The organism is Nguyenibacter vanlangensis (genome assembly GCF_038719015.1).
GTDB classification, from domain to species: Bacteria; Pseudomonadota; Alphaproteobacteria; order Acetobacterales; family Acetobacteraceae; genus Gluconacetobacter; species Gluconacetobacter vanlangensis.
The window spans coordinates 345,521-368,356 of sequence record NZ_CP152276.1 but is presented as its reverse complement, the minus strand read 5'-3'; the positions used below and the strand labels follow the sequence as shown (position 1 = coordinate 368,356).

20 protein-coding genes and 1 pseudogene are annotated in these 22,836 nt (G+C 63.1%); 7 read left to right on the top strand and 14 right to left on the bottom strand.

Going from position 1 to position 22,836, the window contains the following annotated elements:
* Positions 1-21 precede the first annotated feature (21 nt).
* Genes AAC691_RS01750 through AAC691_RS01710 form a run of 9 tightly spaced genes read right to left on the bottom strand, consistent with a single transcriptional unit; the run spans position 22 to position 7,921 of the window.
* Positions 22-984, bottom strand: coding sequence for a type II secretion system F family protein (locus tag AAC691_RS01750; RefSeq protein ID WP_342628741.1), 963 nt, complete (start codon positions 982-984; stop codon positions 22-24).
* Positions 981-1,931 (bottom strand): type II secretion system F family protein, encoded by a 951-nt coding sequence (locus AAC691_RS01745; protein WP_342628740.1) that lies wholly within the window; start codon positions 1,929-1,931, stop codon positions 981-983. The genes AAC691_RS01750 and AAC691_RS01745 overlap by 4 nt, the downstream gene beginning before the upstream one ends.
* Positions 1,931-3,331, bottom strand: coding sequence for a CpaF family protein (locus AAC691_RS01740; protein ID WP_342628739.1), 1,401 nt, complete (start codon positions 3,329-3,331; stop codon positions 1,931-1,933). The genes AAC691_RS01745 and AAC691_RS01740 overlap by 1 nt, the downstream gene beginning before the upstream one ends.
* Positions 3,328-4,584, bottom strand: a complete 1,257-nt coding sequence (locus tag AAC691_RS01735; protein ID WP_176639854.1) for a cellulose synthase operon protein YhjQ/BcsQ — start codon at positions 4,582-4,584, stop codon at positions 3,328-3,330. The genes AAC691_RS01740 and AAC691_RS01735 overlap by 4 nt, the downstream gene beginning before the upstream one ends.
* Positions 4,585-4,587: 3 nt before the next feature.
* Positions 4,588-4,950, bottom strand: coding sequence for a hypothetical protein (locus AAC691_RS01730; RefSeq protein ID WP_342628738.1), 363 nt, complete (start codon positions 4,948-4,950; stop codon positions 4,588-4,590).
* Between the two features lie 10 nt (positions 4,951-4,960).
* Positions 4,961-6,355, bottom strand: a complete 1,395-nt coding sequence (locus AAC691_RS01725; RefSeq protein ID WP_342628737.1) for a type II and III secretion system protein family protein — start codon at positions 6,353-6,355, stop codon at positions 4,961-4,963.
* Positions 6,355-7,176, bottom strand: coding sequence for a Flp pilus assembly protein CpaB (gene cpaB, locus AAC691_RS01720; protein WP_323990943.1), 822 nt, complete (start codon positions 7,174-7,176; stop codon positions 6,355-6,357). The genes AAC691_RS01725 and cpaB overlap by 1 nt, the downstream gene beginning before the upstream one ends.
* 13 nt (positions 7,177-7,189) lie before the next feature.
* Positions 7,190-7,687 carry a prepilin peptidase gene (locus AAC691_RS01715; RefSeq protein ID WP_342628736.1) on the bottom strand — a complete coding sequence of 166 codons (498 nt, stop codon included), beginning with the start codon at positions 7,685-7,687 and terminating at the stop codon, positions 7,190-7,192.
* Between the two features lie 57 nt (positions 7,688-7,744).
* The gene (locus AAC691_RS01710) at positions 7,745-7,921 is read right to left on the bottom strand and encodes a Flp family type IVb pilin (protein WP_218064189.1); all 177 of its coding nucleotides are present in this window, start codon (positions 7,919-7,921) and stop codon (positions 7,745-7,747) included.
* Between the two features lie 546 nt (positions 7,922-8,467).
* Here AAC691_RS01710 and AAC691_RS01705 point away from each other — a divergent pair.
* From AAC691_RS01705 to AAC691_RS01685, 6 genes and pseudogenes are all read left to right on the top strand, one after another.
* Positions 8,468-9,448 carry a glutathione S-transferase family protein gene (locus AAC691_RS01705; RefSeq protein WP_342628735.1) on the top strand — a complete coding sequence of 327 codons (981 nt, stop codon included), beginning with the start codon at positions 8,468-8,470 and terminating at the stop codon, positions 9,446-9,448.
* A gap of 208 nt (positions 9,449-9,656) precedes the next feature.
* On the top strand, positions 9,657-10,256 hold the full coding sequence (gene wrbA / locus AAC691_RS01700; protein WP_323990939.1) for an NAD(P)H:quinone oxidoreductase: 600 nt from the start codon (positions 9,657-9,659) through the stop codon (positions 10,254-10,256).
* A gap of 37 nt (positions 10,257-10,293) precedes the next feature.
* Entirely contained in the window at positions 10,294-11,115 is an 822-nt protein-coding gene (locus AAC691_RS01695) for an alpha/beta hydrolase (protein WP_342628734.1), read from the top strand.
* A 196-nt stretch (positions 11,116-11,311) separates the two neighbouring features.
* Positions 11,312-11,604 (top strand): annotated as a pseudogene (locus tag AAC691_RS22260) (pirin family protein); the annotation flags it as partial.
* A complete protein-coding gene (locus tag AAC691_RS22255) occupies positions 11,587-12,009 on the top strand; it encodes a pirin family protein (protein WP_408906086.1) in 423 nt (140 codons plus the stop codon). The pseudogene AAC691_RS22260 and the gene AAC691_RS22255, both read left to right, overlap by 18 nt.
* A gap of 160 nt (positions 12,010-12,169) precedes the next feature.
* Positions 12,170-13,366 carry an MFS transporter gene (locus AAC691_RS01685; protein ID WP_342628733.1) on the top strand — a complete coding sequence of 399 codons (1,197 nt, stop codon included), beginning with the start codon at positions 12,170-12,172 and terminating at the stop codon, positions 13,364-13,366.
* Positions 13,367-13,379: 13 nt separating this feature from the next.
* Here AAC691_RS01685 and AAC691_RS01680 read toward each other — a convergent pair whose 3' ends face one another.
* The 4 genes from AAC691_RS01680 to AAC691_RS01665 form a co-directional block, all read right to left on the bottom strand.
* On the bottom strand, positions 13,380-13,676 hold the full coding sequence (locus tag AAC691_RS01680; RefSeq protein WP_342628732.1) for a hypothetical protein: 297 nt from the start codon (positions 13,674-13,676) through the stop codon (positions 13,380-13,382).
* An 87-nt stretch (positions 13,677-13,763) separates the two neighbouring features.
* Positions 13,764-16,115 (bottom strand): TonB-dependent receptor domain-containing protein, encoded by a 2,352-nt coding sequence (locus tag AAC691_RS01675; protein ID WP_342628731.1) that lies wholly within the window; start codon positions 16,113-16,115, stop codon positions 13,764-13,766.
* Between the two features lie 347 nt (positions 16,116-16,462).
* Complete coding sequence (preA, locus tag AAC691_RS01670) at positions 16,463-17,743, bottom strand: NAD-dependent dihydropyrimidine dehydrogenase subunit PreA (RefSeq protein ID WP_176639013.1); 1,281 nt, start codon at positions 17,741-17,743, stop codon at positions 16,463-16,465.
* Between the two features lie 3 nt (positions 17,744-17,746).
* Positions 17,747-19,093, bottom strand: coding sequence for an NAD(P)-dependent oxidoreductase (locus AAC691_RS01665; protein ID WP_342628730.1), 1,347 nt, complete (start codon positions 19,091-19,093; stop codon positions 17,747-17,749).
* Positions 19,094-19,443: 350 nt separating this feature from the next.
* Between AAC691_RS01665 and AAC691_RS01660 the strand changes: the two genes are divergently transcribed.
* Complete coding sequence (locus AAC691_RS01660; RefSeq protein WP_342628729.1) at positions 19,444-19,659, top strand: hypothetical protein; 216 nt, start codon at positions 19,444-19,446, stop codon at positions 19,657-19,659.
* Between the two features lie 119 nt (positions 19,660-19,778).
* Here the strand turns inward: AAC691_RS01660 and AAC691_RS01655 are convergent, their stop codons facing one another.
* The gene (locus tag AAC691_RS01655) at positions 19,779-22,295 is read right to left on the bottom strand and encodes a TonB-dependent receptor domain-containing protein (RefSeq protein ID WP_342628728.1); all 2,517 of its coding nucleotides are present in this window, start codon (positions 22,293-22,295) and stop codon (positions 19,779-19,781) included.
* Positions 22,296-22,836: the final 541 nt, after the last annotated feature.

The following is a 22,836-nucleotide window of genomic DNA, read 5'->3' as shown; positions in this document are numbered from 1 at the left end:
GATCCGCAAATGATGAACTGGTCATGATCGTCCATGATGGTGAAAGGAACGCGCGACCTGAATCCCGGCCGGGCCGCCGGCCACCAGGAAGACGCACGGCATGATGAAAAACAGCGTCGGCAGGGTCAGCAGTACACCCAGACGCGCCGCGCCGGCCTCGTAACGGGTCAGCATCTCATGCCGCAATTCGGCCGACAGGCCGCGCAACGCGTCGGTGATCGGCGTACCATATTGCTGCGTCTGCAGCAGGGTCGTCGCCAGGCGCCGCAATCCGTCCACCCCGGACCGGGCGCCCAGATTGCCCAGCACGACGCGCGTATCGGCAATGACGCTCAGTTCGTTGGCGGTGCGGGCGAATTCGGCCGCGACGGCCGCATTGGCATGTTCCAGTTCCACGCTGACCTGGACGATCGCCGCCCCCAGCCCGACGCCGGCCTGGGTACAGATGACCATCACGTCCAGCGCATCGGGCAATCCGGCCTCGAGCTGCTTGAGATAGGCGTTGCGCCTGGCCCGCAGGATATAGTCCGGCGTCAGCAACCCCGCGATCGCCAGCGCGGCCGGCAGCACGTGACGGAACAGGACCGGCATCCCTGCAAGCCGCGGCAGGAACAGAAAACCGACCAGCGGCAGGCCGATCGCCAGCAGGATCTTGGCACCGATGAACAGGCTGACCGCGTTCGCACCCTGCGCCCCGGTCGAGGTCAGAGTCTCGCGCAGTTCGTCCAGCGTGCCGGTGGACAGCAATCCGCGCTTGACGATCACCTGTCCGATCGCCGAGACCAGCCGCACGGAAGAGGCCCGGAATTCGCGGATCCCGTCGGCCCCGGTCCTAGCGCCGGCCTTCCCGCCCCTGGGATCGCGCAGCCCGCGCATGCGTGCCCGCAGGCGCCTCCGCTGCGCGAGCAGATGCGCCGCGGCGGCCAGGCAGGGCAGCATGGCGGCCATCGATCCGGCCAGGGCGAACAGCAGCGGGCGGTTCACGACAGCGTCCTGCGAATGATCGTGCGCATCACCAATATGCCCATCCCCAGGGACACGGCCGCGAAACCCAGCAGGACATGGCCTGCCGGATCGGTGAACAGGGTGCCGATATAAGACGGGTTCGTGACCCACAGGATCAATCCCAGCGCCACCGGCAGGATGCCCAGAACGGTCGCGCTGGCGCGCGCCTCGGACGCCAGGGCATGACCGCGCGCCTTCAGCGCCAGGCGCTTGCGAATGACATCCGCCAGGCCGTCGAGCGCGCCGCTCAACGACCCGCCCGTCTGGGCCTGCAAGGCCAGGGCGGTGGCGAAAAAGCGATATTCCGGCAGGCCGGAACGCATCGCCATTTCGCGCAGGCTGTCTTCCATGGACATGCCGATCGAAATCTGCTCGGCCATGCGTGCGAATTCCGGACCGGTCGGTTCGGCGGCCTCACGCGCGACCGTCCGCATCGCCTCCATCACCGAAATCCCGACCCCGACCGAACGCACGATCATCGCCAGGGCATCGGGGAATTGCTGCAACTGCCGATTGCGGCGCTTGTCCATCATCCAGCCGAAGACGCTGCGGCACAGGAAGATCCAGACGCCGACCATCACCGGGAACCCCAGGATTCCAAGGAAGCCCGCGACCATCGAAAACAGCGACGCGACAAGGATGAAGGCGCCGATCGGCACCATCCACCAGGGCACCTGGTATTGGTCGGCCCGGGCCATGTCGACCCCCAGCAGGTCGGCCAGCCGTTCCGCGATCGGACGCCTGGCGTGTGTCCGGGGCCGGAAGGCAGAGGGCTCGAGCGGGCGGACGACCCGGTAGGGCACCGAGACGGCGGCCAGGCGCGCGTCGCGTCGCCGCGCCTGCCGCTGCATGCGCGACACCAGGACCCCGCTGACCACCATGCCCAGCAGCGACAGGCAGGACAGGACCAGCAGCCCCGCCAGCATCAGCCGTCCGCCTGTTCAAGGGCGGCGAACCATTCCCGCTCCAGCCCGAAATAGGCGAGGCGCTGCTGGCAGGCGGGCGGGACCCGGCTGACCTTGTAACGGCCGATCAACCTTCCGTCATGGCCTTCGCCCTGGATTTCGAAGCGAAACACGTCATTGAGGGTGATCACGTCGCCCTCCATACCGCATATTTCGGTCACCTGGGTAATGCGGCGCCCGCCGTCACGCTGGCGCTCCACCTGGATGATCAGGTCCACCGCGCCCACGATCTGGGTACGAATCGCGCGTGACGGCAGGCCCATATTGCCCATCTGCACCATGTTCTCGATCCGCGTCAGCGCATCGCGGGTGGTGTTGGCATGCACCGTGGACATGCTGCCGTCATGACCGGTATTCATGGCCTGCAGCATGTCGAAGGCTTCGCCGCCACGGCACTCGCCGATGATGATCCGGTCGGGACGCATGCGGAGCGCGTTGCGCATCAGGTCGCGCTGGGCGATCTCGCCCCGCCCTTCGAGGTTCGCGGGGCGGGTTTCCAGGCGCACGACATGCGGCTGCTGCAACTGCAGTTCGGCCGCGTCCTCGACGGTGATGACGCGCTCGCCGGCATCGATCATCCGGGACAGCGCGTTCAGCAGCGTGGTCTTGCCCGACCCCGTGCCGCCGGAAACGATGATGTTCAACCTTGCCTTGGCCGCGGTCTGGAGCAGCCGCGCGACCGGAGGCGTCAGGGCGCCGAATTCGATGAGCCGGGCAAAATCGATGACCTTGCGGCCAAATTTCCGGATCGTCAGATAAGGCCCGTCCAGAGCCAGGGGAGAAAAGACGATGTTGACGCGCGAGCCGTCCGCCAGCCGCGCATCGGCCATCGGACTGGATTCATCGATGCGCCGCCCGACGGCCGAGGCGATGCGCTGGCATATGCTCGCCAGATGCGCCGTGTCACGGAAACGGACCCCCGACAGGACCAGCCTGCCCCCATTCTCGATAAAGACCTTGTTCGGCCCGTTCACCATGATTTCGCTGACGGATTCGTTTTCCAGCAGCGGTTCCAGCGGCCCCAGGCCGAGCATGTCGAAGACCAGTTCCTCGGCCAGCGCCCGCTGTTCGCGGCTGTTCAACTGGATCCGCCGCTCGGTGGCGAGTTCCGAAATCAGATGTTCCAGGTCAGCGCGCAGCCGGTCCGGCGGCAGCACCGCGACGGCGGCGGGGTCCAGGCGGTCCAGGCAGGTGACCCGCAATTCGGCGATCATGGACGGCGGTACGCTCGGCGCCGATTCCGTGCCGGCAACGGGGCCCGCCGGGGCGGCGGCCGGGGCGGGATGGTCCGCCCTGGCGGTGGCGCCCTCGTCGGTCCGACTGGCGCGCCGGCCGAATATGGGGGTCCCGAAATATGTCACGGGCGCCTCGCAAAAGGCAGCCACCGGCGCTTCGCGGCGTCGGTCGAAGGCACGCCGTGCCCGGTCGTGACGTCCAGCATCCCCACCGCATCGACCTGCCGCGCCAGATCCATCATCGCGGTACGAAAGGCGCCCCGGGCGGCGACCGCCGGCTCGCCCAGCGTCGCGGCGTTGCCGATCTGGCGCGGCAAGTCGGCAATGGTGATGTCGACATTGGTCTTCAGCGCTTCTTCGACCTGGCCGCGGCTCAGCGCACCCGGGCGGCCCAGCCGGTTCAGCACCAGAACCGGGCGCTGCTTCTGCAACGGTCCGGCCGGGACGTCCAGCAGGCGCAGCGTATCCCGCACCGACGCCAAGGTCGGTTCCAGCACCAGGACACGCTGATGCACCTGCGCCAGCAGGTCGCGATTCAGCGCGTTCGATACGAAGGGCACGTCGGCCACGACAAAATTATATCTCTGCCGCAGAACCCGCAGCAAAGCCTGCGCCGCGCCGGCGGCATAATCCAGTTCTGATGCGAAATCCATCTGGTCGGCCAGCACGTGCAGGCGTTCGGCGACCGGGCTGGTGGCCCGTTCGGCCAGCAGGACGTCGATTCTGTCCGGGGCTTCCAGCGCGCGCCGCAATCCGGACCCCACGCCGACATCCAGCAGGAACGCCGCCATTCCGCGATGCAGGTCCGAATCCAGCAACAGCGTGTGGCGATGCATGACCGCGCCGAACAGCCAGGCCAGATTGACGGCGACCGTGCTGGCGCCGACCCCGCCGCGCACGCCCGTGATCGTCACGCAGCGCCCGCCCAGATCCCGCTCGGGCAACTGCCCCCGCGTCAGGGGGCCGAATTGCCTTGCGATCTTCTCGCGCGTCAACGGGCGCGGCAGGTATTCCGCAACCCCCAGCCCGCGCGTGACCTCGCGGTAGAAATCGGCGCTGTCCACCGAACCGATCAGCAGGACCGAGACATCCGGTTCCACCACCTGGGCCAGGTCGCGCAGGGCGCTGATCGGATGCTTCTCCTCGGCCAGGTCGATGATCAGGATCCGCGGGGTCGAATGCTTCTGCAGCGCCGCCACGGCCGTGCGCACGGTGCCGCGCCGGATATCGATCGCGGCGCCGACACTTTCGGTCAATCCGTCGCGCACCAGCGCCTCGGTGGCCGCGTCGGATACGTATCCCACCAGGAAAGGCCGGTCATGCCGGGCGACAACGGAGCTCGCGGGCTCGGGCTGCACTTTTTCGGCCGTGGCCATCATGGCTCAGTTTCCTCCGCCGCCGGACGGGCTCCCGCTTGATCCACCGCCCGATCCACTGCCCGACGATCCGCTCACGCCGGAAATGCCGTTGGTGGACGGCAACGCCTTGGGTTTGTCCAGCCTGATGCGTTCGACCGCCATGACCGGCGCCTGCGCATCGGGCGCCTCGCCGCCATGCCCTTCCCTCAGATCGCGCGGGTCGGCGACCATGGCGGCAAGATTGGCCGCGTTCGCGCCGGACGGATGCCATGCATAAGGCTTGTGATACGGATCCAACGTGCCACATCCGCCGACCAGCGGCAGGACGCATGACAGCAGGACGCACGAAAGCCCCCTGCGCGCCCGGAACAGGATTGTCGCGTTCATGCCCAGGTCCTCATTGAACGAAGAACCCGGCATCGCCTGGAATCTGCACGGGCTCGGCACGCTGTCGCGGCGCGACCTGGCGCATCAGCAGCAGACGTTCGATTTCAGTCGGGACGCCCGCCATGTCGGTCGGCGCGACCAGGCGCGACCGGTTCGCCACCGGGCGGACGAGATAAGGCGTGACCAGGATCACCAGTTCGGTTTCCTGCCGGTTGAAGTTCGTCGAACGAAACAGCGCCCCCAACAGGGGCACGTCGCCGGCGCCGGGGATGCCGTTGCTTGAATCGGTAGTCGAATCCTCCAGCAGGCCGGCGATGGCCAATGTCTCGCCGCTGCCCATCTCGACGGTCGTCTCGGCCCGCCGGACAGTCAGGGCCGGAATGACCGACGTCGATCCGGACGTCGTGACCGACACCGCGTTCTGGTTGCTCAACTGGCTGATTTCCGGGGCGACATGCAGGTTGATGCGTCCATTGCTGAAGACGGTCGGCAAAAAGGTCAGGCTGACGCCATAATCCTTGAAGGCGACCGAAATGGCGCCGGCCTGTTGCGCCATCGGGATGGGATATTGCCCGCCCACCTGGAAGCTGGCGCTTTGTCCGCTCATGACCGTCAGATTGGGCTCGGCCAGCATCCGGACCAGGTTGTCCTGCGACAGCGCGTCGATGACGCCATTGACGTTGCTGCCCAGGCAGAACGGATTACGCGTCGCGACGCAGGCAGCGCTGCTGCCGTTCACATTCAGGGTCAGGGCTGGAAAACTGCCGACCTTGCCGATATTGCCGACCGCCTGCCAGTTGATTCCCAACTGGCGCACCACGTTGCGGTCCATCTCCGCGATCCGGACGCTCAGCGTCACCTGGGTCGCCGAGCGGATGGACAGGCGGTTGCGCAGCCCCTGCCCTTCGGCCAGATATCCCCGGGCGATTTCTTCGGCCTGCGCCGCATCTTCCGGCGAGGCCACCGAACCGCTGAGCGTCAGGCCACGCGCGTCGGTCTGAACCGTGATGTGGCTGCCCGGCATCTGCCGGGCGATCCGGACTTCGGCCTGCGCGGCCCCGTAACTGGACGGCAGGACGTCGATCGTGAATTGCGCGATCGTGTGCCCCTCGGCATCGGTTGCCATGACCGACGTCCGGCCGATCGTCATGCCGTAGAGGAACATGCTGGTCGCGCTGGCCGGCCGTATCTGCGCGACCTTGGGATCGACCACGAAAATCTTCGCCGCCGCTCTTGGCAATGTGACCATGTGGCCGGCGCCGACCTCGAGACTGACCGCGCGTTCCCGGACCGGGCCGGCTTCGTCGCGATGCGCCGCCGCGGCCGGGCCGGGCGCGACGGCCGGCAGGCAGGTCGCGACCGCAATCCGCACCAGGGCGCCGGCCAGGCGGGATTTCCCGAACATCAGTAGTGGATCTCCTTTCCGTCCGCTCCCCCCTGGTAAAGGGTCAGGGAGCGACCATCCGCCGGATCGGATGCGTGGTCGTCATGCAATATGGCGGAAACGTCGCCGGCCCACGCCGCCGGCGGAGCCGGCTGGGGCACGGGCCCGACCTGGGCGGAGCGAACCGAAAGCGACAGGCGCCCCAGATGGACCGCCACCGACACACGCTCGGCATCGTCAGGCGTGACTTCGAGTGTCACGGTGCGGGCCTGCGGCTCGTTGCTGGCCGACGCGCCCTGCACCAGCCGGCGATCGATCGCGATCACGCGGACATTCGACAGCACGGTTTCCGCGGCCACGCGATGTTCGGCCGGCAACGAGCCGGCAAATGCCTGCGTCAGGATCAGATCGACATGATCGCCAGGCCAGATCAGGCCCGCTGTCCCGGTAATCGCGTCCACGCCGACCGTGACCGCGCGCATGCCCGGCTGCAGCGCCGCAGCGAGAAAGCCGCGATCGCCCGGCCGCAGCAGATCGGTCGAACGAAGGATTGCCTGGGCCCCGACGCCGTGCAGCAGCATCGCACCCGCCAGCGCCTCACGCCCCTCGGCACTGTCCTGCGTCACGTCGGCGCCCTCCTTGCCCTGCGGCACCCGAATCGCAATGATATCCTCGGGTTTCAGCAAATTCCCCGCATCCAGAGGACGCGCGGCCGCCAGGATCTGCAGGGTCGGGGGCGCCGCCGGCCGGGCGGTCGCCGGTGGCCGGGTGGCGATCCATGCAACGGTCCCGAATCCACCCAGGCCGACAGCCATCAGAATGAAGAAAATCAGCCGAAACATGATCAGTCACGCCCTACAGGAGAACGATAACGCTTCCGACTGCGATGGCGCACACATAGGGAAGCGGGCATCCGCGATGGAGCCGCCAGCGCTCGATTCGCAACACCCGCGCGATTCGCCCCCGCGGTATCGCGCCGCCGTCCCGTTCGGCGACAAAGGTCCGGGCCATGAGATAAAGGACAGCCAGAACGCCGCCCGCCAAAGTCACGGCAAGAACCAGGTCCGGGATCTGCCGAGGCTGAATCGCCAGACCGACCGCCCCGAGCAGCTTGACGTCCGCACCGCCCATCCAGCCGCGCGACCAGCAGGCAAAGCCCAGGCAAAACAGGATTCCCCCCGATATCAATCCCGCCAGCACATGATGCCGGATGATCGCAAGGGAAATACTTGACAGCGCAACAAGCGATACAAGCCAATCGGGAATCAACCGCACCGCAATATCACGAAGAGCGGCCCACAGCAGGAGGAGAGCGAAGCCCGCACCCACCCCCTGCGCCAGACATGCCCCCATGTCACACAACATAAAATCGCGTCTGAATACGGTTCTGTTCCACCACAGAGAACAATATCAGCTTGTGACTTTATTGCTGATAGCAGAAAAGACGCCGCTCAGATTGGTACCCAATGTTGTCAGCGCGCCGATCGCGACCACCGCCACAAGCGCGGCGATCAGGCCATATTCAAGCATGGTCACGCCACGCCGATCACGCTTCAGACTCAGCAGAGTCTGCAGATACTGCATCATTACTTGACACTTTCCTTGTTTATATAAACACAAAAGCCCTTGATTCAAAGGACATCGGGAACGCACGCCCCGCAATGTGCGTGTTAAGCAATCGTTAACAACCTAGCGCGAAGCTTTAAGGCTGTCCATATGGTCGCCCTGGAAAAACAGGGAAAACTTTTCCTGGTCCCCCTCATTCCGCCCCGGCCCGCCGGCCGATGCCGGCTCCGCCGCCGCAAGCGGTGCTCCAGAGCTTTCCAAATTTAAGATTTTGTGACAGCGCCATACTGGCAACAGGCGCAATATTCCTTTCCACAAGAATTCCGGCCCACAATCGGTCCGGGTCTACAAATCCAGCCTAATTCATTTCTTATTCAAAATTATATATCATATTCCTGCTACCTTGGGCACGGATCATTCTTGAATATTATTATTTCAAAATGATACGGCCAACGCGAGCCTTACGGTCTTCCGTTTTTCCTGAACACGGCATCTGTTCAGACGCGATTGATACCGTGGCCGGCCAAGCCTAGCTTTCTCCCGACACCCGAGTGCCGGAGATCATCCATGGGCATGCTCGTTGAAGGACAATGGCGTGACGTCTGGTACGACACGTCGTCGACCGGCGGTCGATTCGTCCGCACAGACGCCGCCTTTCGCAACTGGATCACCGCGGATGGGCGTCCCGGCCTGTCGGGCGGCGGGGGCTTCGTGGCCGAGGCCGGACGCTACCATCTCTATGTCTCCCTTGCCTGTCCCTGGGCGCACCGCACGCTGATCATGCGCGCCTTCAAGGGGCTGGAAGGGATGATTTCCGTGTCGGTCGTCCATTGGCTGATGCTGGAGCACGGCTGGACCTTCGCCGCGGCGCCGGGCGTGGTGCCCGATCCGCTTTTCGGCGCGGCCTTTCTTCACCAGATCTATACCGCCGCCGCGCCCCGCTATAGCGGACGCGTCACGGTGCCCGTCCTGTGGGACAAGGCACGCGGGACGATCGTCAGCAATGAATCGTCCGAGATCATCCGGATGTTCAACAGCGCCTTCGACGGGATCGGCGCGGCACCTGGCGATTTCTATGCGCAGGCGCTGCGTCCCGAGATCGATCGGATCAATGCCCGCATCTATGACACGGTCAATAACGGCGTATACAAAAGCGGTTTCGCAACCACCCAGTCAGCCTATGACGACGCGATCCTGCCGCTGTTCGACACGCTGGACTGGCTGGAGGCACGATTGTCGCGGCGGCGCTGGCTGGTCGGGCCGACCATGACCGAGGCCGATATCCGCCTGTTCACCACGCTCATCCGCTTCGATGCCGTCTATGTCGGCCATTTCAAGACCAATCTGCGCCGGATCGCGGATTATCCGCATCTTTCGGCGTATCTGCGCGACATGTACCAGACCCCCGGGGTCGCCGGCACGGTGAATTTCACGCACATCAAGAACCATTATTACCAGAGCCACCGATCGATAAATCCTCACGGCGTGGTCCCGGCGGGACCGGTGCTGGATCTGGACAGCCCGCCAAACCGCGCAGCGCTCGGCTGAATATCCGGCGATACGGGTGGGGATCGGTACAAGGCGCCTTCCGTCGGCCATGCGGCGACGCATGCGGGCTGCCGCCTTTCCGCGCTTCGGATAAAAAACGGAAACAAATACTTTCTTTCATTTTTGTTTTTGCACCCCGGCACCTGGGATAACACGTCCTTAGACGCCAATCGCCATCGTCCGGCGCCGTTCCGTCAGGAGAAGAGAAATGACCAAGGTTCTTGTTCTTTACTATTCGACATATGGCCATATGGAGACGATGGCCGAGGCAGTTGCCGAAGGAGCCCGGGCGGCGGGAGCGCAAGCCGATATCAAGCGCGTGCCCGAGACCGTGCCGGAGGACATCGCCCGCGCGAACCATTTCAAGCTGGACCAGGCCGCGCCGGTCGCGACTCCCGCCGATCTCGAAGCCTATGACGCCATCATCGTCGGTGCGCCGACCCGCTTCGGGCGCATGGCGTCGCAGATGGCTGCCTTCTGGGACCAGACCGGCAGCTTGTGGTTCAAGGGCGCGCTGATCGGCAAGGTCGGCGCGGCGTTCACCTCGACGGCGACACAGCATGGGGGGCAGGAAACCACCCTGTTCTCGATCATCACCAACCTGCTGCATCATGGGATGGTCATCAGCGGACTGCCTTATAATTTCCAGGGCCAGATGCGCCTGGACGAGATCACCGGCGGTGCGCCCTATGGCGCGACCACCATCGCCGCCGGCGATGGTTCCCGCGCGGTCAGTGCCAACGAACGCGATGGCGCGCATTTCCTCGGCCAGCGCGTCGCACAGCTTGCCGCCAAGCTTGCTGACTGATTTCCCCCTTCCCTCCAGAATGCGAGAAAGACCCGCCATGACCATCCTGACAACACGTGACGGCACGGAAATCTATTACAAGGACTGGGGCACGGGACAGCCGGTCCTGTTCAGCCATGGCTGGCCGCTCAGCGCCGACATGTGGGACCATCAGATGCTGCATCTGGCCCAGAACGGCTATCGCGCCATCGCCTTCGACCGGCGGGGCTTCGGCCGGTCGAGCCAACCCTGGACCGGCTATGATTACGACACCTTTGCCGACGATATCGCCCAACTGATCGACCATCTGGACCTGCGGGACATCGTCCTGGTGGGCTTCTCGATGGGGGGCGGGGATATCGTGCGCTATATCACCCGCCACGGCGACAGCCGGGTTTCCAAGCTGGTCCTGATCAGTGCGGTCACGCCCTTCTTCATCAGGACCGACGACCATCCCGACGGCGTGCCGGCGGAGATATTCGACGCCATCCGTGCCGGAATCACCAACGACCGCGCGCAATTCCTGGATGACTTCAACACGATCTTCTACGGCACCAACCGACCGGACAGCACCGTATCCAAAGGCGTGCTGACCCAGACGCTGCAGATCGCGCTGCAGGCCTCGATCAAGGGTACCATCGACTGCGTCACCGCGTTCTCGGAAACCGATTTCCGCAAGGAAATGGCCGATATCCGCGTGCCGACCCTGATCATCCATGGCGACGATGATCAGACGGTGCCGCTTGCCCCCACCGCCGCGCTGGCGGCCAGGATCGTGCCGGGCGCGCAGTTCAAGATCTATCCCGGCGCGCCGCACGCGACCTGCACGACGCATAAGGACCTGGTCAACCAGGACCTGCTGGCCTTCATCCGCGGATAAGGCAATCGCCAGTCATCGGGCTTGCGCCGCGTGACCCATGGGTCGCGCGGCGCTTGGCGTTTCTGGGGCCGGAAATCCATGGCATTCGATCATGCATCTTTTGGAATCAATGCATTTCCGTCATTTCCATTTAAACGATGATCGCCGCGATCTATCTCTTTTCGTGTAGCAGGCCAATACGGCCGGGAGGCATCACATGATAGACGTCAGATCATTCGACAGCCTGGGCGGAGCCGATCATGGCTGGCTGAAGGCGAAACATCATTTCTCCTTCGCGGAATATCGCGACCCCGAGCGCGTGCATTGGGGCAATCTGCGGGTCTGGAACGACGACACCATCGCGCCGGGCACGGGCTTTCCCGCCCATCCGCACCGCGACATGGAAATCATCACCTATGTCCGCAAGGGCGCGATCACCCACCAGGACAATCTGGCAACAAGGGCCGCACCGAGGCCGGCGATGTGCAGGTGATGTCCGCCGGTACCGGCATCACGCACAGCGAATACAACCTGGAACCCGGCGAGACCCAGATCTTCCAGATCTGGATCATCCCCACCGGGCACGGCAAGGCGCCAAGCTGGGGCGCGCGTCCGTTCCCCAGGGAGAACCGGGCCGGTCATTTCGTCACCCTGGCTTCGGGCTATGACAGCGATGCCGACGCGCTGCCGATCCGCACCGATGCCCGCGTTCTGGGCGCGACGCTGAAGGCCGGCCAGACCGTCGAGTATGTCCTGGGCACCGAGCGCTTCGCCTATCTGGTGCCCGCCACGGGCGCGGTCGAGATCGACGGCGTGCGGGTCAATGCCCGCGACGGCGCCGCAATCTCAAAAACCGACACCCTGCGCGTCACCGCCCTGGAGGACGCCGAAATCGTCCTGGTCGACGCCGCCTGACCGGCCATCTGAAGGACCCTGCCTGAAGGGCCAAGACCATCGCCGCGCAGGCAACGCCGCGGCGATGGTCAGCCATGGCCGAGACGTCCTTCGGCCATGCATACGGCCATGCATAGATCAAACCACCCAATATCAAGCCACTCGGGGAATGCCGTCATCCATGAGCCACGCACAGACCTTATCGCCGTCGATCCTGTCCGTTCCGATCGGACGGGCCGTCACGTTCTCGATGGCCGCCGCCGCGGGGATCGCGGTCGCCAATATCTATTATAACCAGCCGATGCTTGGCGTCATCGAAAACGCCTTCCCGTCCTCCGGGGCGCCCGCGCTGATTCCCACCGCCACGCAGCTCGGATACGCATTCGGTCTTGTATTGCTGGTGCCGCTGGGCGATCTGCTGGATCGCCGTCGCCTGATCGTCGCGCAGTTCATCGCCCTGGCCACGGTCCTGATCGTTTCCGCCATGGCCCCCACGGCGGGGCTGCTTGTCGTGGCTTCGGCCTTGCTGGGGGCGGCCGCCACGGTCGCCCAGCAGATCGTCCCCTTCGCCGCGTCGCTGGCGACGCCCGAACAGCGCGGCCGCACCGTCGGAACGGTCATGAGCGGATTGCTGTCCGGCATATTGCTCAGCCGCACATTGGCGGGGTTTGTCGCCGCGCATTTCGGCTGGCGCCAGATGTTCTGGCTGGGGGTGCCGATGGCCCTGGTCGCGGCCGGCCTCATGCTCGTCGTCCTCCCCCGCAAGCATCCGCAGGCGGATATCGGGTATGGGTTTGCGTTGAAATCTCTCTTTCATCTCTGGCGGGACGAACCCGTATTGCGGCGGGCCACGGCCGCACAAGCGGCACTTTTCGCGTCCTTTACCGCATTCTGGACCATTCTTGCCCTGCACCTGCAGGAACCCGCCTTTCACATGGGCCCCGATATCGCCGGTCTGTTCGGAATTGTCGGGGCCGTCGGCGTCTTCGCCGCGCCGCTTGCCGGACGCGTCGCCGATCGCCACGGCCCCCACTGGGCCATTTCGGCCGGCGCCCTGCTGACCGTGCTGGCGTGGCTGATCTTCGGCCTGTGGAACGGCCTGGCGGGTCTTGTCGTCGGCGTCATCATGCTCGACCTGGGGGTTCAGGGCGCCCTGGTCTCGCACCAGCATGTCGTCTTCGCCCTGCGTCCGCAGGCGCGCAGCCGCCTGAACACGATCTTCATGACCGGCATGTTCCTCGGCGGCGCCATCGGTTCGGCGGTGGCCACCTGGGTCTGGCACATGGGGGGATGGGGCGCCGTCACCATTCTGGGAACCGTCGCCGCGCTGCTGGCCATCCTGGTACGGATGGGCGCGCATTCCAATTCCGTCAGGTGAGTTGCCCAGCCCGTCAAAGGGCGCGGCATTCCAGCATCACCGCGCTCTGTGGCCAGAGATTCGGCATGACGACGCCGATCTGGCTCATCAGCAGTGCCACCGCCATGTGCAGCCTCCCTTCGGCGATGGCACGTTGCGCCGCCGTCAGGTGTGGGTCCATGGCCGATGGCATGCCGTTCGGGGCCGGCGCACCGAGGCGATAGCCGCATCCCGGATCAAGACCAGGCAGACGGGTCGGTGCGGCATCTTGCGCGGTGGACGCCGTGTCCTGAACCAGCAGGTAGACGGCGTGACGCCGATCCTCGGACACGATGCCGAAATCGTCATGATCGCATTTCCACGAAATATGCGCCGGTCATTGAGCCCAGCCACGACGCGCGGCCGGGCTTGAAAATATTCAGAAACCGGCGGAAATGCTCCCTGCGATGGAGAACGGAGCCTGGATATAGTACGAGGCGCCACCATCGATGCCGGCGCCATTCACGCCGGAGAGATAATGCGAATTCGCAAGGTTGGAGACGTTGAGCTGAATCTGCGGTGTCTTGAGCACGCCGAAATTGTTCATGCGATAACCGACGGTGATCGAATCGGCGATGTAAGAGGGGATCTTTTCAGTGTTCATGAAGTCGCCGTACTGGGAGCCGACATATTTCAGGTTCAGGTTGCCGAAGAGATGCCCGTCATCGTAATCCAGACCGAGCGTCCCCATGGCGTGGGGGCTGCCGGGCGCGACATTGCCGCGCGTGTTCCAGTAGGTTGTGATTCCGGTTGCCGCGTTGCTGGACTGGATCAGATTATTGTCCACCCGCGTATGCAGATACTCGAACGACAAATATGGCCGCAGGTGATAGAGGATCGGCCGGGTGCCGAGCTGGATGTCGACGCCCCGCGTGGTCTGGCCGCCCGCGTTGCCCGAGACGCTCCGCTGTCCGCCGAATTGGTCGTAGACCGTATAGCCATATTGGCGATTGGTGAAATTATAGTTGAAGAACGCAACGTCCGCGACCAGCCATGATCCGTTATAACGGTATCCCAGCTCTTCCTCGATCGAATATTCCGGCTTCTGCAGTGATGCGATCTGCGTCAGGTTGCCCGACGTGTCATATTGGGTGACCAGCGAATTCGCATTCGGCATACGAAAATTCGTCGCACCCGTGACATAGACCTGATGATGCTGATTGAATCGATAGCTCGCCGCCACCTGCGGCAGCGGTTCGTTGACATTGCCCCTGGTGTGGAATGGCGCACCGGGCTGCTCATTCGTGACCAGCCGCGACATCATCGCGTCCTTGAACCCGGCCTCCAGCAGCAGGTGGTCCCGCAGCAGATGCAGACAGTCCCCGACATAGAGCATGTTGATCTCGGTCGTGACGTGATAATGATAGGCGTCGTAATACTGACCATTGCTCATCAGGTAGCGATAGCTGTTATCATTGCCCCAGACGTTCAACGGGTCTCCATTTTGCTGATATTCGACGGGATGCTGGTTGTCCTGATCAGACCATTCATACCACCAGCCGCCCGTCAGTTCGTTGATTCCGGTCTTGAGCGTGGCGCGCAGGTTATTGCCGGCGCGGTTTTCAGTGATCGTGTAGGGATTATAGACAAGCTGGGCCGGCCCGGCATAGGAGACGCCGGCGACGGTCACCGGGGTGTTGCCGAAATAGGTCTGGCCGCCCGCGCCCCCGATCATGCCGGCGCTGCCGCCGCCGCCATTGCCGGCCCACAGATAAGCCGTGTCATCGATGCTGAGAGTCCGGGAGAGCCGGATATGCGTCGGCAGAGAAACGACGACGTTGTTGAACGGATTCCGATGGAATTTGTAATACATTCCAGGATTGTTCGGATCCAGTCGTCCGTCGTAATTGCACCCGAATCCACAATTGTTCCAACCCGCCAGGCTGACGCCGTTATCGAGCTGGTTGATCTGGTTGTTCCAGGCCACGACCAGCCCGGTATGGCTGCCGCCAGCGAAATCCTTGACGAGCTTGAAATCGACGTGGCGCTTGATATAGCCGCCGGGCCCGCGCCAATCGTCTCCCAACGCATGCGAAAAGGAGACGAAGGCCCGCACGCCGCTCTGTCCGATCTCACCCGTGTCGAACCGTGCAAATTGTCTGTACGTATTGTAATTGCCGAATGCGGCATCGACATATCCGCCCATCGCGGCAGCCGGGTCGCGCATGTTCATGCTGACCAGGCCACCCGAGGCGGCGACGGTCGGCGTATCGAAATTGGCCGACCCGGGCTGCACGGACATCTGTTCCAAGTTTTCGGCATCGATGACTTCGTTGGCGTACATCGTGCCGCCGCCGATATCGTTCAGCGGCACGCCCTCCATCAGCCATCCGATCTGGTCGGATGTCATGCCGCGCACCGTGACCGTACCGCCACCGAAGCCGAACGGATCGGCATTTTGCACGTTCGCGCCGGGCAGCATCGCCATCAACTGGATCGGGTTCGATGTCGGGCTTTGCTTGGCGATGTAATCGCGCGACAGAGTCTGCACAGTCTTGGGCGCCGTCTCGACACGCATGATTCCGCCGCCGACCGCCGTCCGCGTCACGCCGCCCGGGGTCACATGCGCAGAAACCTGGATCTCTTCACCATGGGGAGCGGCGCCGGCTTTCGTCGTGGCTTTCGCGGGGTCGTGCTGCGGCGAGACGGTCTGGGCAGAGGCTGCCTGTCCGGCGATCGCCGAGGACGCGAGCACCGTCCCTGAAAGAAGTGCAAGAACCGAGATACGCATCTTATACACACCCTTCACTGCATACGAGTTTTCTGGAACGAGAGAATCTCCGTGCGTAACGTTCTATGAATTGTGACCCGCGTTACGTCACGAGAACGAGATGACCTTATCGCCTCTCATTTCGATATAACAACATTTTTCTGACCAAACGATCAGTTTTTTTGATTCGCTGGAGGGTCCACTCGGGAGAGCACAGCGGGGCCGCGCACCCCGCGTCCCCGGCACCATGGATGCGCTGCGAAGGCGGAAGGATAACCGGCCAACACCCCTGTCCGGTGGACCGGCCATCCTCGATCGGATCGGCGATGCCTGCTTCCCGGCAGGCACCTATACGAAGCGCGCGCCCCTCAGCCGGCCTCCGCCGGGGCGAGGCGGGCGGGGTTGTTCGGATGATCGGGCCAGGTCAAGACCTCATCGACCGGCTGAGGCACCATTGTGATGCAGTGATCCACCGGGCAAACATGCGCGCACAAATTGCACCCTACGCACTCGGCGTCGATCACTTCATAGCGCCGCTCGTCGCCGGCGCCGGTCCTGGCGATCGCCTGGTGGGAGGTGTCCTCGCAGGCGATGTGGCACAGGCCGCATTTGATGCAGGCATCCTGGTCGATCTCGGCGAGCGTCTTGAATTTCAGGTTCAACTGGTTCCAGTTGACGAAATTCGGCACGGCACGCCCCGTCACGTCGGCGATCGTCGCAAAGCCCTTGTCGTCCATCCAGTTGGACAGGCCGTCGATCATGTCCTCGACGATACGAAAGCCGTAATGCATGGCCGCGGTGCAGACCTGGAGCGTACTGGCCCCCATGACCAGGAATTCCGCGGCGTCACGCCAGTTCGAAATGCCGCCGATACCCGAAATCGGCAGCACGGACGTCTCCGGGGTGCGGGCGATCTCGCCCAGCATGCGCAGCGCGATCGGCTTGACGGCCGGCCCGCAATACCCGCCATGGGTGCCCAGCCCGCCCACCACCGGCATCGGCGCCATCGCGTCGAGATCGACCGCGACAATGGACTGGATCGTATTGATCAGCGACACCGCATCCGCACCGCCTTGCAGGGCCGCGCGCGCAGGCATCAAAATGTTGGTGATGTTGGGGGTCAGTTTCACGATGGTCGGCATGCGGGTGTTCTGCTTGACCCAGCGCGTGACCATCTCGACATATTCGGGCACCTGGCCCACCGCCGAGCCCATGTTGCGTTCCGACATGCCGTGCGGACAGCCGAAATTGAGTTCGATGCCGTCCGCGCCGGTCTCTTCCACCAGCGGCAGGATGCGCTTCCAGCTTTCCTCGACACAGGGCACCATCAGGCTTACGACGATGGCACGGTCGGGATAGTCGCGTTTGACCGATTTGATTTCGGCCAGATTCACCGCCAGGGGGCGGTCGGTGATCAGTTCGATATTATTCAGGCCGACCAGGCGGTCGCCATTATAGTTGAACGCGCCGTAGCGGCTGCTGACATTGACCACCGGCGGGTCCTCGCCCAGCGTCTTCCACACCACGCCGCCCCATCCCGCCTCCAGGGCCCGGCGGACGTTGTACTCCTTGTCGGTGGGCGGAGCCGAGGCCAGCCAGAACGGGTTGGGCGAGCGAATACCGGCCAGGTTGCTGCGGAGATCGGCCATCGTTCAGGCTCCTGCTGCGCCGATCAGGTCGGCATGAATGGTTTCCGCCGCATTGCGGCCATCGCGGACCGCCGCGACCGTCAGATCCTCGCCCGGCGTGCAGTCCCCGCCGGCATAGACACCGTCACGGGATGTGCGTCCGTGCGCATCGACCATGATGCGACCGTTCGCGACGTCGATCCAATCCTCATCCAGTGGATCGGGCAGGAAGAGCTGACCGACCGCCTTCAGCACCATGTCGGCCGCCAGCGTGAATTCGCCCAGCGCATAGTCGGGCTTGCCATCAACCAGGTGGCCGCGGGCAAAGGTCACCGAACCGACCGCGCCATTCGTCCCTTCGATCCGGGCGGGCGCAGCCCAATAGCGGATGGCGACGTTGTTCGTCTGCGCCCATTCCTGCTCGACAGGCGTTGCCGACATGGTGTCCGCGCCCCGCCGATAAACCAGCGTCACCTCCTCCGCCCCCAGGCGCTTGGCCTGCACGGCGGCATCCACCGCCGTATTGCCGCCACCGATCACGACCACGCGACGCCCGACAGGCACGTCGCCCCTGGTGGAGGACCGGCGCACCGCCTCGATGAAATCGACGGCGTTCAGCACGCCGTCCAGTTGCTCGCCCGGAATGCCGAGCGCCCGTACGCCGGCCTGGCCGATCCCGAGGAAGACCGCGTCATAGGCCGCCTCCAGCGCGGCCAGGGTGAAGTCGCGCCCCAGGACCTTGCCGGCTTCGATCGTGATGCCGCCGATCGCGGTCACGAAATCGATTTCCCGCTGGGCGAAATCATCCGGAAGCTTATAGGCGGCGATGCCATATTCGTTCAGCCCCCCAGCCTTCGGCCGGGCGTCGAAGACCGTGACGTCATGCCCATGCATGGCCAGGCGATGCGCGCACGCCAAGCCGGCCGGCCCCGCCCCCACGACGGCGACATGCCTGCCGGTCGCCGCCGCGCGCGAGAATGGCTGCCCCCGATGCGTCATCTGCCAATCGGTGGCGTGGCGCTGCAGGGCGCCGATCGCGATCGGCTTTTCCTCTTGAGCATTCCGCACGCAGGCGTGCTCACACAGGATTTCGGTGGGACAGACACGGGCGCAGGATCCGCCCAGAATATTCGATTCCAGAATCGTCCGCGCCGAACCGGCGAGATTGCCCGACGCGATTTTCTTGATGAACCCCGGAATGTCGATGCCCGTGGGGCAGGCCTCGATGCAAGGTGCGTCATAACAGAAATAGCACCGGTCCGCCTCGATAACCGCCTGGTTATCGGTCAGCGGCGGATGCGCATCGGCAAAATTGCGCGCAAGCTCCTCGGGCGAAAGGCGGCTTGCGGCGATGTCAGGGGCCTGATCCACGACGAGAACTCTCCACCATGTACGTCACGATCAGGATGACAGAGTTGGTATCCGTCTCGCAACAAATAACTTGACCATTCAGTCAGAAAAGACCGGATTCTGATCCACTCCATTTTTGTCGGAAATTTTTTGAACATATTTTAATCATTTAGCGTATATTTTAATCATCTAGATCGCCCCCGTCTGCAAGCCTGCCGTCACGGTTTCAACCGGCGCAGTTTATTCCCACCATCCGCCTCTGGGGACGCTTTATGATCGGCGATCGTTGCTGACGGACTTTTTGTCGTCGCATCCCCTGAAACCGACGCAGGCTTCCCTCCCGACCGGAATCGGAGAGAGGACCATGCGACATGACGGACGACAGCGCTCCCGTGTGGGGGACCATATCGACGCAGCCGGATCTGTTCGACGACAAGAGAGCCGATCCGCCCTGTCCGAACCTGACCTGGAATGCCCCCCCCCAGCAGGCGCGGAACGATTTGCAGTCGATGGCGGCCCGCCTGATCTTCGATCACGTGTGCGGTCGCAGACCCAGCGCCGTTCAGGAGGCCCGAGATGAGCCATGACAAGATCAGCCCACGCCATCTGGAGCGCAGGGCAATTCTGTATATGCGGCAATTATCCGCGCACCAAGTTATCGGCATATACAACGCGGCGCGCACCGGTAGCGTGAAAGTGAGGATCGTCAGAACTTCAGCGATGTCTTGACGTAATACATGCCGCCATTGAAGCCGTAAGGGGAATTCCCCGCGTAGATGAAGGAATTCTGCAGGGCGGCACGGGAGGCGGAATTGGCCCTGGCCGGGTAATGGTTGCCAAGGTTGTAGGCACCGACGGCGACATGCCAGCGCTTGAAGACATCATAGCCCAGTTCGAGATTCGTGATGTAGGACGGGCCGGCATAAGTCCATTGGGTCTGCGTCAGAGAGGGTGAGGCGACCCAGGTATAAGACCCGAACCGCTGTTCCTGCACGCGAACGGAATACGGCCCCTTGCTCCAGACGACCGTCAGGTTTTCGATGTTCTTCGGCGCCGAATGGATCAGATATTCCTTGTTCGTCCGGTTGAACGTGCTGAGCCCCAGATTGGCCAGGATCGGAGGCGTTGCGTTGTAGTGGCTGATTTCCGTGTCCGCTATGTTGACGCCCAGGCGGAACTGGAGGGTCCCGGCCCTCCCCGCATGCCACGTATAGGCCGTGGTGATGTCACCGCCGTTCGTCGTCGTGTTGACCGGGTTACCGTAATAGGACGCATACAGCACGCCCGGCAGTCCGGCGGACGCCAGCATGTTTTCGATATTCGTCCCGCCAAACTGCGACGTGTTGAACAGACGGTCATTGATCGCAATACGATACAGATTGGCCGTCAGCGTCCAGTCCCGTAGCAGGGTCGCATCCATACCGATGCTGAAGCTGCGCGACTGTTCGCCTTTCAGATGGGACGCGCCGAGGACTTTGGCCCAATGCGAATTCACCGGCAACTGGGCCGTCCGGTAAGTCGGATAGGTCGTTTCCGCAAAGAACGCTTCCTCGGCCAGGGTCGGCGGGCGGTAGCCCGTGTTCACGTTGGCGCGCAAGGCGAAATTCTTGCTGAAATTATAGCGGGTACCGATTGATCCCGTCGCCGCGGCGCCTTCGTCGCTGTATCCGACGGCGTGGCCCCCGAATGTCCATTCCCAGTTCTTGGTCGCGTACAGGTCGACATTCAACGATCCGTCATAGATGTTGCGCGCCAGCGTGCCGGCAGCGGCGGTGGGAACGCCGAATTTGTCGACAGCCCCGGCCGAAACGGCAACACCGCGGTCGGGACCATCCAGCACCGGCACGCCGCCATCGAGGACCGATGCCGCATCGCCCGCATTCACCTGATACGTATCGCGCCGGTATTCAAAGCCATAGGACAGGTTGATCGGGCGCGGCAGCAGGGCGGTGTGGAAGAATTTGGTCGATTTCAATCCCACCGACAGCTCGGACGAAATGAACTGGCCAGTATAGAACGTCGTCGGGCTGGCAAGACCCATGGTGGGGTTGTCGGTGTTGGTGATCCAGTTGCTCATCTGGTCGCGCCCATAATTCACATAGGCGTCCCACTGCATGCCCAGGAAATCGGACGAACGAACTCCATCATTGACCTGGAAATCGTTCTCCGTTCCCAGCCACAGCGGTTCCATGCCATCCGGGTGCAGGGCACGTACGACATTATCATTGGACGGCGCGCGATATGTTTCCGTCTCGGTGACGTTCTTATGCGCGTAGGTCGAGGTATTGTAGAATTCGAATTTCGGCGTAATCGGATACGCCATGTTGATGCTGCCGGCTTCCAACAGGGTCCGCGGTGTTCCAGCCAGACGCTGGACGTCGCGGCTGACCGTGTTGTTCAGTGGATTTCCGCTGAAATAGAGATTGCCCGGATAATCGCCGGAGCGGTTCGTGGCGAGCTGGTTGGTGATCTGTGCCGCAAAATTCATATAGCCACCGGAATGTCCCAGGCGTATGCCGTAATCGGCATTGCCGTCGAAAGACTGGCCGTCGCCCACATAATAGCCGCTGTTCTGCAGGTTCAGCGTCCCGCCATGTGTATCCTGCTTCAGCACGATGTTGACGGCACCGGCCTCCGCGTCCTGGCCGTACAGGGCCGTGGCGCCCTCGGTGACGATCTCCACATGATCGATCGCGCTCATAGGGATCAGCGACAGATCCGCGGGATCCGTGCCGTAGTTCGGACCAGCTTGATAATAATTGAAATTGGCATCGACATGGCGACGCTTGCCGTTGACCAGCATCAGGGTCTGGTCGGCGCCGAGATTACGCAGTTGCATCGTCTTGTTGAAGCCGTTGCCGCCGATGCCGCCGAAGGGCGACGACGTCACCGCCGGCGAAAGCTGGGCGATCGCGGCAAGAATGTTGGTCTGCCCGGTTTCACGCAATTGTTCGGAACTGTAGCGAAAAACCTGGACGGTGCTGTGTTCCCGCATCGACGACGACAGGACGGAATTGCCGGGTACGGCGACGGCCTGAACTGTAATGGCCTCGCTCTGCGCCCTGATTGCAGCCGCACGGCGGGTGGCGACCGGCCCATGCGTGGCGGCCGGCTCTGCGGCCCCCATGGTGGAAGAGGCCGGGGACGAAGCCACCTTCTTCCGCGGGGCGGCGGCCTGCGTCTGTGTCCGCGCCTGCGCCGCGTATCCCGACAGGGCGATCATGACCCATACCGCGCATGATGCGGTGTACCCGCTCCGACCTCGCATACCTGCCCGGCATAGTTTCAGCATATGACTCTCCAGCGCTTTTCTGTATCCCATACCGGGACGAACATGATTGGCCCCGTACGACCGTCCAGCAGACCTCGTCCGCATGGTCATAAAACATTCTTTATAAATAACGATTGTCTCGATGTGGCGGCCGATGGAAGCGAGCGCTCCACATCCGGTTTCCTGCTCCGGCGCCAATTTTCGATTCGATATTGAAAATCAAGCACCTATTACAAGAACGGACAAGACAGAATTCAGAAATAAACGTGATCGCTTTTATCTATCATCCCGTTCCGATACCGCCCCACATCCTGCCTCCATTCCCGTCCACGAGGCCGGACAGGCAGATCGCATCGGCACCGCTTTCCCCTGAATGATCATCTTTCAATACCGATCGGAAAGAAATCGAATGATAAAGGAAATTCATGTGAACAGTCTTCTCGTTCGCCGTCGGTCGTTATCTGTCTTTCAGCATAATAAGTACGTTTCCAAT

Coding starts and splice junctions, on each gene's coding strand:
- cpaB (WP_323990943.1), bottom strand. CDS start 7,176: ATGTTTCGGCTGATTTTCTTCATTCTGATGGCTGTCGGCCTGGGTGGA.
- AAC691_RS01655 (WP_342628728.1), bottom strand. CDS start 22,295: ATGATCGCCCTGTCGGGATACGCGGCGCAGGCGCGGACACAGACGCAG.
- AAC691_RS01745 (WP_342628740.1), bottom strand. CDS start 1,931: ATGCTGGCGGGGCTGCTGGTCCTGTCCTGCCTGTCGCTGCTGGGCATG.
- wrbA (WP_323990939.1), top strand. CDS start 9,657: ATGACCAAGGTTCTTGTTCTTTACTATTCGACATATGGCCATATGGAG.
- AAC691_RS01710 (WP_218064189.1), bottom strand. CDS start 7,921: ATGATGCAGTATCTGCAGACTCTGCTGAGTCTGAAGCGTGATCGGCGT.
- preA (WP_176639013.1), bottom strand. CDS start 17,743: ATGGCCGATCTCCGCAGCAACCTGGCCGGTATTCGCTCGCCCAACCCG.
- AAC691_RS01705 (WP_342628735.1), top strand. CDS start 8,468: ATGGGCATGCTCGTTGAAGGACAATGGCGTGACGTCTGGTACGACACG.
- AAC691_RS22255 (WP_408906086.1), top strand. CDS start 11,587: ATGTCCGCCGGTACCGGCATCACGCACAGCGAATACAACCTGGAACCC.
- AAC691_RS01725 (WP_342628737.1), bottom strand. CDS start 6,355: ATGTTCGGGAAATCCCGCCTGGCCGGCGCCCTGGTGCGGATTGCGGTC.
- AAC691_RS01730 (WP_342628738.1), bottom strand. CDS start 4,950: ATGAACGCGACAATCCTGTTCCGGGCGCGCAGGGGGCTTTCGTGCGTC.
- AAC691_RS01675 (WP_342628731.1), bottom strand. CDS start 16,115: ATGCGTATCTCGGTTCTTGCACTTCTTTCAGGGACGGTGCTCGCGTCC.
- AAC691_RS01685 (WP_342628733.1), top strand. CDS start 12,170: ATGAGCCACGCACAGACCTTATCGCCGTCGATCCTGTCCGTTCCGATC.
- AAC691_RS01735 (WP_176639854.1), bottom strand. CDS start 4,584: ATGATGGCCACGGCCGAAAAAGTGCAGCCCGAGCCCGCGAGCTCCGTT.
- AAC691_RS01715 (WP_342628736.1), bottom strand. CDS start 7,687: ATGGGGGCATGTCTGGCGCAGGGGGTGGGTGCGGGCTTCGCTCTCCTC.
- AAC691_RS01695 (WP_342628734.1), top strand. CDS start 10,294: ATGACCATCCTGACAACACGTGACGGCACGGAAATCTATTACAAGGAC.
- AAC691_RS01660 (WP_342628729.1), top strand. CDS start 19,444: ATGACGGACGACAGCGCTCCCGTGTGGGGGACCATATCGACGCAGCCG.